This is a genomic window from uncultured Oscillibacter sp., assembly GCF_900546705.1.
Classification (GTDB): domain Bacteria; phylum Bacillota; class Clostridia; order Oscillospirales; family Oscillospiraceae; genus Oscillibacter.
Genome location: NZ_URDP01000003.1, coordinates 31104 through 45084 on the forward strand (window position 1 = coordinate 31104; position 13981 = coordinate 45084).

Here is a 13981-nt window from a genome sequence, read left to right on the forward strand (position 1 = left end):
GAGAATACAGGAGACCAGTATGGAATGGTTTGAACAGTTGGATCAATGGGCGGCATCGTATCTGCCGGACCTGGAAATAGTACGGGAGGAGCCCATGAGCCGCCACACATCTTTCCGCATCGGCGGCCCCGCCCGGCGCATGGCATTTCCCAAGCGGCCTGAGCAGGTGGTGCTGCTGGCGGACTATGCACGCCGGTGCGGCGCTCGCCCCCTGGTGATCGGCAACGGCACCAACCTTCTTTGCCCGGACCGAGGACTGGACCGGTTGGTCATCAACCTGTCCGCCGGGCTGACCAAGCTGGAGCGGGGAGAGGAGCCGGACACCATTGCCGCAGAGTGCGGTGTCTCTCTGGCGCGGCTGGCCAATTTTGCCTGCGATCTGGGGCTGACGGGGCTGGAGTTTGCCCACGGGATTCCCGGGACGCTGGGCGGCGCTCTGGCTATGAACGCCGGCGCTTACGGCGGCGAGATGCGTCAGGTGGTTAAGGGCGTCCATGTGCTGTTCCCGGACGAGGGAATCCGCTTTCTGACAGGCGAAGAGATGGCCTTCGGCTACCGTACCAGTCTGCTGACGCAGCACCCGGAGGCGGTGGCACTGGATGCGGTGGTCGCCTTGCAGCCCGGGGACAGGGATGCCATCCGGGAGACCATGCGGGAGCTCATGGGCCGCAGAAAGGCCAGCCAGCCTCTGGAATACCCCAGTGCCGGCAGCACTTTCAAGCGGCCTGCGGGGCATTTCGCGGGGACGCTCATCGACCAGTGCGGCTTGAAGGGGCTGACCGTGGGCGGCGCTCAGGTCAGCGAAAAGCACGCGGGATTTGTCATCAACCTGGGCGGCGCCACCTGCGCTGATGTGCTGGCGCTGATGGAACAGGTGCGCCGACGGGTACTGGATGCCACCGGCGTCACGCTGGAGCCGGAAGTGCGGATCGTGGAGTAAGGAGGCACGTTTTTTTGGAAATTCTGATTATCTCCGGCCTCTCCGGCGGCGGCAAGAGCAAGACCGCCTCGTTCCTGGAGGACATGGGTTTTTATATCGTGGATAATATGCCCGCCGCCATGATTTTGAAATTTGCGGAGTTCTGCGCCGGCGGCTCCAGCCGCTATCAGCGGGTGGCGCTGGTGTACGATGTGCGCACTGCCAGCTCCTTTACGGAGCTGTTTGACGTGCTGGATAAGCTCAAGAACATGGAGGGTCAGTGCCGGATGCTGTTTCTGGAGGCGTCTCCGGAGACGATCATCAAGCGGTACAAAGAGACCCGCCGCCGCCACCCGCTCAGCGACGGTACCGCCTCTCTGGAAGAGGCGGTGGAAAAGGAGCGGAAGCTGCTGGCTCCCGTGCGGGAGCGGGCCGACTTTGTGATCGACACGTCCAAGACCTCCACCGCCCAGCTGCGGATGGAGCTTCTGCGGATTTTCGAGGGGAAGGACGAGAAGGGGGGGCTTTCCGTAACGGTGGCCTCCTTCGGCTTCAAATACGGACTGCCCCTGGAGGCCGATCTGGTGTTTGATGTGCGTTTCATGCCCAATCCCTTCTACATCGATGAGCTGCGCCATCAGACAGGACTGGATGCACCGGTTTCCGACTATGTATTCAGCTTTCCCCAGACGGGCAGCTTCATGAAGCGGCTGGAGGATCTGCTGGCGCTGACGCTGCCGCTGTACGCCGAAGAGGGAAAGACCACCCTCTTTATCGGTGTGGGCTGTACCGGGGGACATCACCGCTCTGTGGCGGTGGCCCATGCACTGACGGAGTTCATCCGCCAGCAGGGCTACCAGGTGCAGGAGACACACCGGGATATCAGCCGTGAAGGCTGAGAAGGGAGACGCGATGGAAGGAAAGCGAAGTTCATACCGGCTCCCCAAAGAACATGGACCACGGGTGGTGGTCATCGGCGGCGGACACGGCCTTGCCAACATGCTGCGTGGCCTGAAGCATTATACAGAGAACCTTTCTGCCGTGGTGACCGTAGCGGATGACGGCGGAGGGTCCGGCATGCTGCGCCAGGACCTGGGTATGCCGCCGCCGGGAGATATCCGCAACTGCATGGAGGCACTGGCCAATACAGAGCCGCTGATGAGCGAGCTTCTGCACTATCGTTTTACGGAGGGGTCCCTGGCGGGGCAGAGCTTCGGCAATCTGTTCCTGGCAGCCATGAACGGGATCTCTCCGTCCTTTGACGTGGCGGTGAGCCGCATGAGCGAGGTGCTGGCCATTACCGGCAGGGTGCTTCCTGTGACCACCGCCGACGTCCAGCTGGAAGCGGAATTTGAAAGCGGCGCCACGGTGGTGGGGGAGTCCAAGATCTTCTACTGCAAAAAGCGGGAGGACTGCCGCATCCGCCAGGTGCGCCTGGTGCCGGAGCACCCCAAGGCGCTGCCGGACGCACTGAGCGCCATCCGGGAGGCCGACATGGTGGTGCTGGGGCCCGGCAGTCTCTACACCAGTGTGATCCCCAATCTGCTGGTGGACGGCATCGTAGATGCCATCCGGGCCAGCGATGGCCTGAAAGTCTATGTGTGCAATGTGATGACGCAGGAGGGGGAGACGGAGGGCTATACGGTCTCCGACCATATCCGCGCCATTTTCGAGCACTCGGCGCCGGGGCTGTTCCACCTGTGCCTGACCAACTCCTCCCCGATTCCCAAGGGCGTGGCCGCCCGGTACGCCGAGGAGGGGGCGGAACTGCTGCGCTGCGACCGGGAAGAATGTGCGGCGCTGGGGGTGGAGGTTGTGAACCGGCCGGTGGCCACGGTGAAAAACGGCTATGTCCGCCACCACCCCGGACATCTGGCGCGGGAGCTCATTTTGCTCCACGCAGAGCGCAGTGTCCGAATCGCCGGGGAGGGAAGAGCCTTCCAGGACGATATCTACCACATCGAATGAACCGCCGTGTACATCAGAGAGGAAACCGCCATGTCCTTTTCCTATGAAACCAAAAACGAACTGTGCCGGCTTCCGGTCCAGCGGCTGTGCTGCGCCCGGGCGGAGGCCTACGGAATTTTGCTCTATTGCAGCACGTTTCACCCAGGCGAGGTGCGGGTGGTGACAGAGAATCCCAACTTTGCTGCCCGGCTGCCCCGCCTGTTCCATCGGGCCTTCGGGCTGCGATTCGACCGCCAGCCGGAGCCGGAGCAGCAGGAGGGCAAGCGAGTCTTTCAGCTGACCGACGGAAAGAAGCTGGACCACATCATCAATCTCCTGGGCTATGATCCCAGGCAGAATCCCGTCCTCCACATCAACTTCGGCATGCTGGAGGAGGAGTGCTGCCGGGCCTCTTTCCTGCGGGGCGTGTTCTTTGCCGGCGGCAGCGTTACGGACCCGGCCAAGCGGTACCATCTGGAGCTGACCACCTGCCATATGCAGGTGAGCCGGGAACTGGATGTGCTGCTGCGGGAGTGCGGATATCCGCCCAAAAGCGTCAGCCGCAACGGCAGCTTTGTGACTTATTTCAAGCAAAGCGACCAGATCGAGGACTTTCTCACGCTGATCGGCGCGCCGGTGGCGGCCATGAACGTCATGACCGCAAAAATGGAAAAAGACCTGCGCAACAGCGTCAACCGCCGCCTCAACTGCGACAGCGCCAATCTGGGCAAGGCGGTGGGGGCGGCCCAGGAACAGCTGGAGGCCATCCGCCGTCTGGATGCGGCGGGCCTTCTGGAAAAGCAGCCGGAAAAGCTCCGGCAGACAGCGGATCTCCGCACCGCCAATCCGGAACTGACGCTCTCGGAGCTGGCGGAGGAATTCGATCCGCCCATTACCAAGTCATGTCTGAACCACCGGCTGCGCAAGCTGGTGGATTTGGCAAAAAATCTGTAATCAATATACAAAAGGAGAAAAACAATCATGGATCGTTGTGCAAAGGCATTTGAACTTCATAAGCAGGGATATAACTGCGCCCAGTCTGTGGCGGGCGCTTTCGCGGATCTGCTGGATCTGCCCATGGATACCCTCATGGCCGTGGCCGGCGGCTTCGGCGGCGGTGTAGGCGGCAGCCACGAAGAGGTCTGCGGCGCCATCAGCGGCGGCGTCATGGTGCTCAGCCTCCTGCATCCCCATACCGACGGTGCCGACCGCGCCGGCAAGGTGCACACCTATGCGCTGGCCAAGGAGTTCCGCCGCCGCTATGAAGAGGTGTTCGGCCTGACCCGCTGCGGCGATCTGCTGCGGGCCCGTCCCGGCGTGACGGACAAGAACCCCGCTGCTCAGCGTCTGGGGGTTACCGCTCACTGCGACAACATGGTGGTCACCGCCACGGAGATCCTGGAGAAGATGCTGGAAGAGGAAAAAGCGGAGCAGTAATCAAACCGCAAAAGCGGCAAAGGAGGATGTGCCGTGAAAAAGCTGGATTCCCTGACACTGCACCAGGTCATGAGGCTCTCCAACGTGCTCTCTATTGCCGGTCTTGTCCTGCTGCTATTGGGCGGGGCGGCAGAGTCGGGAGCGACCTCCATGGCTTGGATTGCGGCGCTGTGCATTCTGGCGATCATACTGGTCATCGCCGGGCTGGTGCTGGCTTATGGCTATCTGCGCTGCCCCCATTGCGGAGCATCCCTGTGCCTGGACGGCCGCGTGCCTATCAGGTTGCCTCTCTACTGTCCCCAATGCGGCAAGCCGCTGGATGAGGATGACTGCTGAACTGGGCGGCAGAGAACAGAAAGCGAGGAGCGACTGAGATGGGCCGGGGAAAAGTGCGGAATGGAAGCGGTCTGGTCATCCATGTGTGGCATACCGCCCTAAGGAAAGAACAGGTGTCAGCACGTCTGCAGGCTGGGGGGTGGTCCTTTGGGTCAGATTGGTGGTTGGAATGGAAGAATCTTCCGAACGGATACCGGCTGTGGCTCCGATCTGATTTACCTATATTTCGGGTACGGGGACAGATACCTCTGCGCCTGTGGGTGCGGGCAGAGAAGGTCGGATGTTGTGTAGTCGGTGTTTTTCTGCCCCCTCTGTGGTCGGTGGCTGTTGATGCGCTGACGCCGCTGGCACTGACGGTAGCTTTTTTTAACAAAAGTGCCCGAGCAGATTCTTGGTGGGTCCCGGCGACTCTGACTGTGTTCATGCTGTTGGCTCCTGGTCTATTTACTGCTTGGGGGCGGGATCGGAGACTGCTGGAGTGGGTTGGTGCAGGTCTTCTGAACAGTGCGCTGGAGGATATTGTGGATGCGTAGCCATTGGAAAAGAGAGACAAGTGAGTTGAAGGGGTTGTAGAAACTATCCTAACATCAAATTTTGCAAATCATCGTCCTGATTTTCTTTAACTTGGCAGTAGCTTGGCAGTGCTGAGCATTCTGCTGTGCGAATTGTGTCCCTGGCGTTGACTGATGCCCTGACCTCTGAGAAACTGCGGTACCCTGCTGTTGTTCTCTCAATGAGGTGGGGGGAAGTAACGCTCCGCTATTACGATACAGGAAAGGAAACGACTATGCCCTTCGTCCATCTACATGTCCATACGGAATACAGCCTTCTGGACGGCGCCTGCCGCATCCGGGACCTGCCGGGGATCGTCAAGTCCATGGGGCAGGACGCCTGCGCCATCACGGACCACGGCGTCATGTACGGCGCCATCGACTTTTACCGCTCCTGCAAGGCGGAGGGCATCAAGCCCATCATCGGCTGTGAGGTGTATGTGACGCCCCAGGGCCGCTCCCGGTTTGATAAGATCCACGAGTTCGATGCCGAGAGCCGCCATCTGGTGCTGTTGTGCGAAAACGAAGAGGGCTACCGGAACCTCTCTTACCTGGTGTCCATGGCCTGGACGGAGGGCTTTTACATCAAGCCCCGCATCGACCTGGAGCTGCTGCGCCGCCACAGCCGCGGCCTCATTGCCCTGACGGCGTGCCTGGCGGGAGAGATCCCCCGACGGCTGCGGAACGGAGAGTATGAAAACGCCAAGGCCTATGCCCTGGAGCTTGCGGACATCTTTGGCCCGGAGCACCTGTATCTGGAGCTCCAGGACCACGGCATCCCGGCCCAGCAGGAGGTGAACCGGGGCATCCTGCGCATCCACCAGGAGACGGGATTGCCCATGGTGTGCACCAACGACGCCCACTACCTGCGCAAGGAGGACGCGGAGGCCCACGATGTGCTGCTGTGCATCCAGACCGGCAAGCTCCTGGAGGACGAGAACCGTATGCGCTACGAGCCCCGCAACTTCTACCTGCGCAGCGGGGAGGAGATGGAGTCGCTCTTTGCCGGGTATGAGGGAGCGGTGGCCAACACGGAGAAGGTGGCGGCCATGTGCAACCTGGAGTTCACCTTCGGCAAGTACCACCTGCCGGAATTCCAGCTGCCGCCGGGCTATGACAGTTTCTCCTACCTGAAAAAGCTCTGCGACGAGGGGTATGTTCAGCGCTACGGCGCGGATGAGAGCCACCGCCAGCAGCTCCGGTACGAGCAGGACATGATCGAGAAAATGGGCTTTACGGACTATTTCCTCATTGTCTCCGACTTCGTCCGCTACGCCAGGGAGGCAGGCATCCCGGTGGGCCCGGGCCGCGGCAGCGCCGCCGGCAGCATGGTCAGCTATTGCCTGCACATTACGGACATCGACCCGGTGAAGTACAACCTGTATTTCGAGCGGTTTTTGAACCCGGAGCGGGTGAGCATGCCGGATATCGACATGGACTTTGGCGATACCCGCCGGGGCGAGGTGGTGGACTATGTCCGCCGCAAGTACGGCGACGACCATGTGGCCCAGATCGTCACCTTCGGCACCATGGCGGCCCGGGGCGTCATCCGGGACGTGGGGCGGGTCATGAATATGCCCTACGCCCAGGTGGATCAGATCGCAAAACAGGTGCCCGGCGGCCCCGGTGCGCTCCATATCACCCTGGACGATGCCCTGCGCCTGAGCAAGCCGTTGCGGGAGCTCTATGAGACGGACGGGCAGGTAAAAAAGCTCATCGACACGGCAAAGGCCCTGGAGGGCATGCCCCGGCACGCCTCTACCCACGCTGCCGGCGTGGTCATCACCCGGCGGCCGGTGTATGAGTATGTGCCTCTTTCCAAAAACGACGAGTCTGTGGTGTGCCAGTACGTGATGACCACACTGGAAGAGCTGGGCCTTCTGAAGATGGACTTCCTGGGCCTTCGGAACCTGACGGTGCTGGACGACGCGGTGAAGATGGTGCAGAAAGAGCAGCCGGACTTCCGTCTGGAGGACATTCCCGAGGACGACCAAGCCGTGTTCGACATGCTGACGCAGGGAAAGACCAGCGGCGTATTTCAGATGGAATCGGCGGGTATGACCGGTGTGTGTGTGGGACTCCGGCCCCAGACCATCGAGGATCTGACCGCTATCGTGGCCCTCTACCGCCCCGGCCCCATGGAGTCCATTCCCCGCTTCATCGCCTGCAAGCACAATCCCAAGCTTGTCACCTACAAGCACCCGGCCCTGGAGCCCATTCTCTCCATCACCTACGGCTGCATCGTCTATCAGGAGCAGGTCATGCAGATCTTCCAGCAGCTGGCGGGCTACTCCCTGGGACAGGCCGACATGGTGCGCCGGGCCATGAGCAAAAAGAAGGCAAAGGACATCGAACGGGAGCGGGGCGCCTTCATCAATGGTGACAAGGAAAGAAACATTACAGGCTGCGTGGCAAATGGAATTCCGGCGGAGACGGCGGAGGCCATCTATAATGAGATCTACGATTTTGCCAACTACGCGTTCAACAAGGCGCATGCTGTCTCCTATGCGGTAGTGGCCTATCAGACGGCGTATTTCAAGTACCATTTTCCCAGAGAGTACATGGCGGCGCTGCTGACAAGCGTACTGGACAATTCTGATAAGGTGGCCGGCTACATCGCCGAGTGCCGCGAGTGCGGCATTGCGCTGCTGCCGCCGGATATCAACCGCTCCAGTGACTGTTTCACCGTGGAAGAAGGCGGTATCCGCTTCGGCCTGGTGGCCATCAAGAATATTGGCCGGGGCTTTGTCCAGTCGGTGATGCACCAGCGGGAGACCGGCGGCCCGTTCCGTTCCCTGTACGACTTCTGTACCCGCATGGTGGGCAGCGACATCAACAAGCGGGCGGTAGAGAACCTGATCCGCGCCGGCGCATTCGACTCCACCGGCGCCCATCGCTCTCAGCTGGTACAGGTATATGAGTCCATCATGGATTCGGTGGCTGCTCAGCAGCGGCAGAACCTGGAAGGACAGCTGGACTTTTTCTCTATGGGAAGCGGCGGTTCTCCCAGTGAAATACGTGTAAAGGAAACACCCTTGCCGAATATTCCGGAGTACAGTGCCCAGGAACTGATGATGATGGAAAAGGAGACCACGGGGCTGTATCTTTCCGGCCACCCCATGGACCAGTACCGGGAACAGGTACGGGCCCTGGGAGCTCCTGCCATCGGCGCGGTGCTGGAAGATTTTGCCCAAGAGGGAGGACCGGTCCGTTTCTCAGATGGTCAGCGTGTGACGCTGTGCGGCGTGGTGACGTCCAGCAAGACCAAAACCACGAAGAATAACTCCCTCATGGCCTACGTGACGGTGGAGGACGATACGGCCTCTATCGAGCTTTTGTGCTTTTCCCGGGTGCTGGACACCTGCGGCCCGTATCTGAGGGAGAATCAGGCAGTCATGGTAAAGGGGAAGCTGTCGGTCCGGGATGAAAAGGCGCCTCAGATCATGTGCGACAGTGTGGAGCCGCTGGAGCGGGTCGGGCAGGGGGCACCGCCTCCGGAGAAACCCAAGACGCTCTACATGAAGTTCCCGTCTCTCCAGGATCCTGCTATCCGGCACATGAAACTGGTATTTGCCATGTTCCCGGGGACCGACCTTGTCAAGATGGTCATGGCGGATACCCGCAAGGTTTACGCCGCCCATGTGCTGCTGCATCCGGCATTGGTGGAGGAGGCAAAGGAGACACTGGGGCAGGACAATGTGGTGGTCAAGTGACCGGTGTGAGCCGAAAGGATGGAGAAAGCAGAACCGCCCCGGGCCAATCTGGCCTGGGGCGGTTTTACTGGGGTTATTCTACGATGTCGTCCTCTCCCGGTTCGGAGGACATGAGCACCCGCATGATCTCACTGTACAGCCGCTCCGGATTTTTCCGGAACCGGTCTGCCAGCTCCTTGGCCATGTCCTCCCGGGGCATAGCCAGACGCAGGTCCATGACACTGCCCATATCGTCGTCCAGCGCCAGGGCCACGGTGTAGGTACCGTTTTCCCGCTTTTCACACCCGGCGCGCACCTGGCTTTTCCTCCGGAGCTTGCGGTTGCAGGAGGCCAGGTTCTTGTCGCACTGGAGCCGGACGGAGTAGGGCAGGCTGGACTCGCAGATATGGCTGTTGCGCAGACCCTTCTCCGTAATGGCGTACAGCCCGTCCTCAGAGAGGGTCAGGTGCTCTGTCTTTACCAGGTCGGCAAGGCACTCGGAAAAATCAAAATAGTCAATGGCGTCGTCGCACAGTGTCAAATCCAGCACCGTGTCAAATGGGACCGGCTCCACCAGCCGGGCAGTGATATATAAAATCAGAAATTTGATTTCCAGCTTGTCGTGGATGAAACCGCGTCCCGCCATAGGCGTACACTCCTTTGCAGATGAGATAGAGAGGCGGGCCGTGCCCGCAGGAACCGTGCTTTGAAGCTATTCTATATAATTATAACGCATTTTGGAACATGTGTACAGCAAAAAATGTGGAGGCCGCATTTGCGGCCTCCGTTTTTTATTTGCAGCAGGAGCAGAGATTTTTGGTTTCCTGGTAGTTTTCCGGCTTGTGCACGGTGTTGGGCGGGAAGAATTCGCCCACCGGGAAGGAAATGTTGCGGAACACGCAGCACGGGTCCTCGCTGCCGGCGCCGCAGGAGCATTCCTTCTCCGGCATGCAGTAGTCGTACACCGGAATCAGCAGCTGAGAATCCCGCTCCAGCCGCACGATGGAGAACTGACCCAGCGTCACATAGATCCGGCGGGCGTCATCGCCGCTGGACAGATCTCCGTCAAAGCACCCGTTGATGAAAGAGGGCACCTCGCACAGATCGCAGTCGCAATCCCGCTTGCCGCAGCTGTCCAGAATCCGGGCGTCCAGCACGATGGGGTCCACGGCCTCTACCACCGCCACGGGGGCATTGGCCCGGCGCAGCTCCTGGATATCCGGCTCGCCCACCCGCATCTGGGAGGAGAAGATCTTGGCGTTGCCCTCACTGCCGAACAGGATGACGCGTTTGTCGAACACACACAGTCCCTCCACCGGCACCGGAACGGGGCAGGAGAGGTAGGCCTGGAGGGTCACGGCGTAGAAAAAGCGCATATCCACCGTGTAGAACCCCCGGTTGAAGCTGACGGGCTCCACATCCACATAGACATAGAGCAGCTTGGCGCTTCCGCCCTTGACGGACAGAGCGCGGTTGATGACGTCCGTATACTGCATTTTGGGATAGAAGCGCAGATCCTCCACGCAGTCCTTATCCCGGCAGGAGTCGTAGATTTTCCGGGTATGGATGCACACTGCCTCCCGGACATTGCCGCACTCCGACACGGGGCCGGGCATGATCTTATCAGGCATGACAATACCTCCTAGTAAGTAGCTGAAATGAAAGAACGTGTCTTTCAATCCAGTGTATGGTGCCGGATGGCCGGGGGTGCAAAAAAGCGGCGGATTTTCCGCCGCTTTTCTTATTCATAGGTCAGGGTGCTGGTTCGGGGACTTACAATGCAGACGTAGCTGGAGCCCTGCCCCAAAGCCAGGGGAGTACCGTCTGTCAGCGTATAGACGAAGGGACTGTTCCGGTCTGTCTTGCTCCAGCGGATGGGGACTGCCTTTCCGCCGCAGAAGAACATACCGTCTCCGCTGCCGGTGAGCGTCACCCGCAGACGGCCTGCTGTGTCGCCGGGAATCACGGAGATGGAAGTCTCCAGAATGAGCACGTTGGTGGCGGATACCTGCCGGCCGGTGGCTCCGTCCACATAAGGTGCACCGTACTGGCTGGCAAGGTATTGGCCGCTTTGGGCATCGTAGTCGAACTGACCGGTTTTATAGCTGGTATAGTGCAGCGTCACGGAGACGGCGGGTTCCCCGCCGGACGGAGTACCGTCCGGAACAAAGGTCTGGGTGTAGGTGTAGCCGTCTGCGTGCTCCGTGGGAAAGTGCCCCTGGGCCAGGTAGTCCCCGATGGCAGAGGCGGAGGTGAGCATGCTGTGCTCGTATCCCATGGACTTGCGCCGGTCCGCGTCCCGCCAGAAGATCTTGGCGTCGGAGCCGCCGTTGACGCCGTCCATGTTGTCTACGCCCCAGGCGGAGATATCATCATAGGCGTCCGGGCTGCCGCCGGCATGCACCAGCAGCGCGTCGTGTCCCAGCGCCAGCTCCAGGTAATAAGGGCGGGTGGAGCGGATGCTGCCCAAATCCCCCACGCCCTCCAGGGTCTGGTAGACGGCCAGCATGCGGGTGATACCGCCCTCGGCGGGCACCTCATAGATGATGTCCGCCTGGGAGATACCCAGCTGGGGCTGGGCGATCTTCAGGTTGTTGAACATGACGGCCACCGGGCGGTCGTCCTCAAACTCCGGCTCCATGGGCTCTCCGGTCAGAGGGTTCATCCCGGCGGGAACATAGGGCTCCGGCTCCGGTTCCGGTTCCTCTACCGGAGGCGGCGTGACTTCCGGCTCCGGTTCTGGCTCCGGCTCCTTGCCGCAGCCTGCCAGGCTCAGCAGCAGCGCCGCCGAGAGAAAGAGGACTCTGATCCGCTTATCCATGTCTCCGCCGCCTTTCCGGTTTCGTTTTCCTTATGATACCAACCGCACGGGCAGGCCGTCAAGGCGGAAAACGCCCTTTTTCGACAAAACTACATCTGCTTGCGGTAGTGGAAAATCAGGAACAGGTCCAAAAAGGATTTGGCCAGAAACACACCCACGGCGGCTACCGTTACCCACAGTGGCGCGTCCAGCCCGATGGAGACCCACGCCGCCACCAGGACCGTCCATTGCAGTACCTCACCGGACACCGCCTGGGCACGGCGGCGGATGGCGATGTTGCGTTCGTCGTTTTCCTCGATCTGTGCTCTGTGCATGATTTCGGGCTCTTTTTCTTCCCACCGCAGTGTGCGGAATTTGGAAAAGCCGAAAGCAAACAGTCCCATGCCGATTGCGGTACCCGTAGCGCCCACCGTGTCCGGGATGCGGTGCTCCAGCACCAGACTCACCATGGCCAGCAGCAGCCCTGCGGTGCCTATGGCCAGATAGCCTTTTGTTTTGCGTCTCATTTGGCATCCTCCTCATAGATGAAAATATCCTCGATGGCAAGGTCGAAGTAGCGGGCGATTTTGAACGCCAGCAGGATAGAGGGGTTGTAGCGCCCGTTTTCCAAAGAGCCGATGGTCTGCCGGGAGACCTCCAGCGCCTCGGCCAGCTCCTCCTGCCTGATGCCCCGGGCCTTGCGCAGTGCCTCCAGATTGTTTTTCATGTGCACATTCCTCCTGAAATGGAAAGCGTCCTTTCCATAGCTTCACCATAGCACGCGGCTGCGCAAATGTCAAGCAAGCTTTCCATCAAATTGGGGGCATAACCGGGGACAACCTCTCATACAGTGGAGTAACAAAAGAAAGGGGGCATGGCCCTTGGAAGAAGAGCGGACGGACACGCGCTATGAGGAAGCGGTGGCGCTGCTGCCGGAAGAACTGCGGCGGGCGGCGCTGACACTGCCGCCGCCGCTGCGGCGGCGGACAGAGGAACTGCGGTTCCGGGCGGGACGGCCCATGACGGCGCTGCTGGGGAACGAAGAGCGGCCGCTGCCGGTGACGGTGACACCACGGACTCTGGAGACGCTGTGCGACCGGGCGGCGGAGTACTCCCGCTATGCGGCGGCGGAGACCATCCGGCAGGGCTACCTGCCGGTCCGGGGCGGATTTCGGCTGGGCCTTTGCGGCTCGGCGGTAATGAAGGGCGGAGAGAGCACCGGCATGACCCGGCTTTCTTCGGCTGTGCTGCGGATCGGGCGGGAAAAAGTTGGGATTGGCCGGGCATTGGCACCGAAACTGTTCCGGCAGGGGCGATTTTTGAGTACGCTGATTTTGTCACCGCCCGGCGGAGGCAAGACGACGCTGCTGCGGGATCTGGTACGATGTCTCTCTGACGGAGACGGCTGTCCGGTCCGGCGGGTATCCCTTATTGACGAGCGGGGAGAGGTGGCTGTCATGTGGAACGGCTGCCCCCAGATGAATGTGGGCCGACGCACCGATGTGCTGGATGGCTGTCCCAAGGCGCTGGGAATTCCCATGGTGCTGCGGGCCATGAATCCTCAGGTCATCGCTGTGGACGAGATTACCTGTCAGCGGGATCTGGAGGCTATGGTGCTCTCGGCCGGGTGCGGCGTGGGATTGCTGGCTACCATCCACGCAGCGGACCGGCGGGAGCTGGAGGAAAAGCCCCTGTACCGCCGGCTGCTCGCAGAGCACGTCTTTTGCCTGGCGGTGTGCATCCGACGGCAGGAAGACGGGGCGAGGACCTATACCGTGGAGGAACTGGGATGAACAAGATTTTGGGGGCGCTCTTTGTATTGGCGGCGGGACTTTGGGCCCGGTGGGCGGAGCTCTCCGAGCGCAGGCACCGACGGGACATGCTGGCATCTCTGGCAGACGCCCTGGACCGAATGGGGGAGGAGATCCGCATGGCCCGCACGCCCATGCCGGCGCTGCTTGAAACCATGGGGGAGCGCTGCAAGGGAGAGACGGGTGCCTTCTTCCGGTGTGCTGCTGCCGGACTGGATGCGGGGGAGCGGCTGGGAGATGCCTGGGAGCAGGCGGCTTCGTGCATGATGCTGCCCCGGGAGGAACTGACGGCGCTGACGGCGCTGGGCTGGCATCTGGCCGGCGACGAAGAGGCCGCCTGCCGGGCTCTGGCGGGGGTCGGGCGGCAGCTGGAGCGGCTTTTGGAGGAGTGGGACCGGCAGCGTCCCGAGGCGGAAAAACGGGCCACGGCGCTGTGGCTGTCCGGCTCGGCGCTGCTGGTGATCTTGCTGATATGAGGGATGCGGCTT

At 61.0% G+C, this 13981-nt stretch carries 14 protein-coding genes; 9 read left to right on the forward strand and 5 right to left on the reverse strand.

The genetic code is table 11. The annotated features are described in order from the left end of the window. Positions 1–19 precede the first annotated feature (19 nt). The 7 genes from murB to QZS13_RS01325 all read left to right on the forward strand — a co-directional run bounded on the left by murB (position 20) and on the right by QZS13_RS01325 (position 8903). Positions 20–940, forward strand: coding sequence for a UDP-N-acetylmuramate dehydrogenase (gene murB / locus QZS13_RS01295; protein WP_295584502.1), 921 nt, complete (start codon positions 20–22; stop codon positions 938–940). Positions 941–954: 14 nt separating this feature from the next. After that, entirely contained in the window at positions 955–1818 is an 864-nt protein-coding gene (gene rapZ / locus QZS13_RS01300) for an RNase adapter RapZ (protein ID WP_295584505.1), read from the forward strand. A gap of 13 nt (positions 1819–1831) precedes the next feature. Beyond that, positions 1832–2887, forward strand: coding sequence for a gluconeogenesis factor YvcK family protein (locus QZS13_RS01305; RefSeq protein WP_295584508.1), 1056 nt, complete (start codon positions 1832–1834; stop codon positions 2885–2887). 30 nt (positions 2888–2917) lie between these two features. Further along, the gene (gene whiA, locus QZS13_RS01310) at positions 2918–3820 is read left to right on the forward strand and encodes a DNA-binding protein WhiA (RefSeq protein ID WP_295584512.1); all 903 of its coding nucleotides are present in this window, start codon (positions 2918–2920) and stop codon (positions 3818–3820) included. Positions 3821–3847: 27 nt separating this feature from the next. Continuing rightward, entirely contained in the window at positions 3848–4303 is a 456-nt protein-coding gene (locus tag QZS13_RS01315; RefSeq protein ID WP_295584514.1) for a C-GCAxxG-C-C family protein, read from the forward strand. Between the two features lie 33 nt (positions 4304–4336). Next, a complete protein-coding gene (locus QZS13_RS01320; protein ID WP_295584517.1) occupies positions 4337–4639 on the forward strand; it encodes a hypothetical protein in 303 nt (100 codons plus the stop codon). Positions 4640–5426: 787 nt separating this feature from the next. Then, positions 5427–8903 (forward strand): DNA polymerase III subunit alpha, encoded by a 3477-nt coding sequence (locus tag QZS13_RS01325; protein WP_295584519.1) that lies wholly within the window; start codon positions 5427–5429, stop codon positions 8901–8903. Positions 8904–8976: 73 nt separating this feature from the next. On the opposite strand, the gene QZS13_RS01330 is transcribed toward QZS13_RS01325, so the two are convergent. The 5 genes from QZS13_RS01330 to QZS13_RS01350 form a co-directional block, all read right to left on the reverse strand. Continuing rightward, complete coding sequence (locus QZS13_RS01330; RefSeq protein ID WP_295584522.1) at positions 8977–9528, reverse strand: DUF4364 family protein; 552 nt, start codon at positions 9526–9528, stop codon at positions 8977–8979. Positions 9529–9673: 145 nt separating this feature from the next. After that, entirely contained in the window at positions 9674–10513 is an 840-nt protein-coding gene (locus QZS13_RS01335) for a hypothetical protein (protein WP_295584524.1), read from the reverse strand. 110 nt (positions 10514–10623) lie between these two features. Then, complete coding sequence (locus QZS13_RS01340; protein ID WP_295584526.1) at positions 10624–11703, reverse strand: DUF3048 domain-containing protein; 1080 nt, start codon at positions 11701–11703, stop codon at positions 10624–10626. An 89-nt stretch (positions 11704–11792) separates the two neighbouring features. Then, positions 11793–12209, reverse strand: a complete 417-nt coding sequence (locus QZS13_RS01345; protein WP_295584528.1) for a hypothetical protein — start codon at positions 12207–12209, stop codon at positions 11793–11795. Continuing rightward, positions 12206–12409 carry a helix-turn-helix transcriptional regulator gene (locus tag QZS13_RS01350; RefSeq protein WP_295584530.1) on the reverse strand — a complete coding sequence of 68 codons (204 nt, stop codon included), beginning with the start codon at positions 12407–12409 and terminating at the stop codon, positions 12206–12208. The genes QZS13_RS01345 and QZS13_RS01350 overlap by 4 nt, the downstream gene beginning before the upstream one ends. Positions 12410–12563: 154 nt before the next feature. Here QZS13_RS01350 and QZS13_RS01355 point away from each other — a divergent pair, with 154 nt between their 5' ends. Both QZS13_RS01355 and QZS13_RS01360 read left to right on the forward strand, forming a co-directional pair. Next, positions 12564–13475: a stage III sporulation protein AA gene (locus tag QZS13_RS01355; RefSeq protein ID WP_295584532.1), complete on the forward strand. Its 912-nt coding sequence runs from the start codon at positions 12564–12566 to the stop codon at positions 13473–13475. Beyond that, complete coding sequence (locus QZS13_RS01360) at positions 13472–13969, forward strand: stage III sporulation protein AB (protein WP_295584534.1); 498 nt, start codon at positions 13472–13474, stop codon at positions 13967–13969. The genes QZS13_RS01355 and QZS13_RS01360 overlap by 4 nt, the downstream gene beginning before the upstream one ends. Positions 13970–13981: the final 12 nt, after the last annotated feature.

Bases quoted from the DNA above. Each gene is read 5' to 3' on its own strand.
- QZS13_RS01345 (WP_295584528.1), bottom strand. From the start codon at position 12,209: ATGAGACGCAAAACAAAAGGCTATCTGGCCATAGGCACCGCAGGGCTG.
- whiA (WP_295584512.1), top strand. From the start codon at position 2,918: ATGTCCTTTTCCTATGAAACCAAAAACGAACTGTGCCGGCTTCCGGTC.
- QZS13_RS01360 (WP_295584534.1), top strand. From the start codon at position 13,472: ATGAACAAGATTTTGGGGGCGCTCTTTGTATTGGCGGCGGGACTTTGG.
- QZS13_RS01325 (WP_295584519.1), top strand. From the start codon at position 5,427: ATGCCCTTCGTCCATCTACATGTCCATACGGAATACAGCCTTCTGGAC.
- murB (WP_295584502.1), top strand. From the start codon at position 20: ATGGAATGGTTTGAACAGTTGGATCAATGGGCGGCATCGTATCTGCCG.
- QZS13_RS01350 (WP_295584530.1), bottom strand. From the start codon at position 12,409: ATGAAAAACAATCTGGAGGCACTGCGCAAGGCCCGGGGCATCAGGCAG.
- QZS13_RS01315 (WP_295584514.1), top strand. From the start codon at position 3,848: ATGGATCGTTGTGCAAAGGCATTTGAACTTCATAAGCAGGGATATAAC.
- QZS13_RS01335 (WP_295584524.1), bottom strand. From the start codon at position 10,513: ATGCCTGATAAGATCATGCCCGGCCCCGTGTCGGAGTGCGGCAATGTC.
- QZS13_RS01330 (WP_295584522.1), bottom strand. From the start codon at position 9,528: ATGGCGGGACGCGGTTTCATCCACGACAAGCTGGAAATCAAATTTCTG.
- QZS13_RS01340 (WP_295584526.1), bottom strand. From the start codon at position 11,703: ATGGATAAGCGGATCAGAGTCCTCTTTCTCTCGGCGGCGCTGCTGCTG.
- QZS13_RS01305 (WP_295584508.1), top strand. From the start codon at position 1,832: ATGGAAGGAAAGCGAAGTTCATACCGGCTCCCCAAAGAACATGGACCA.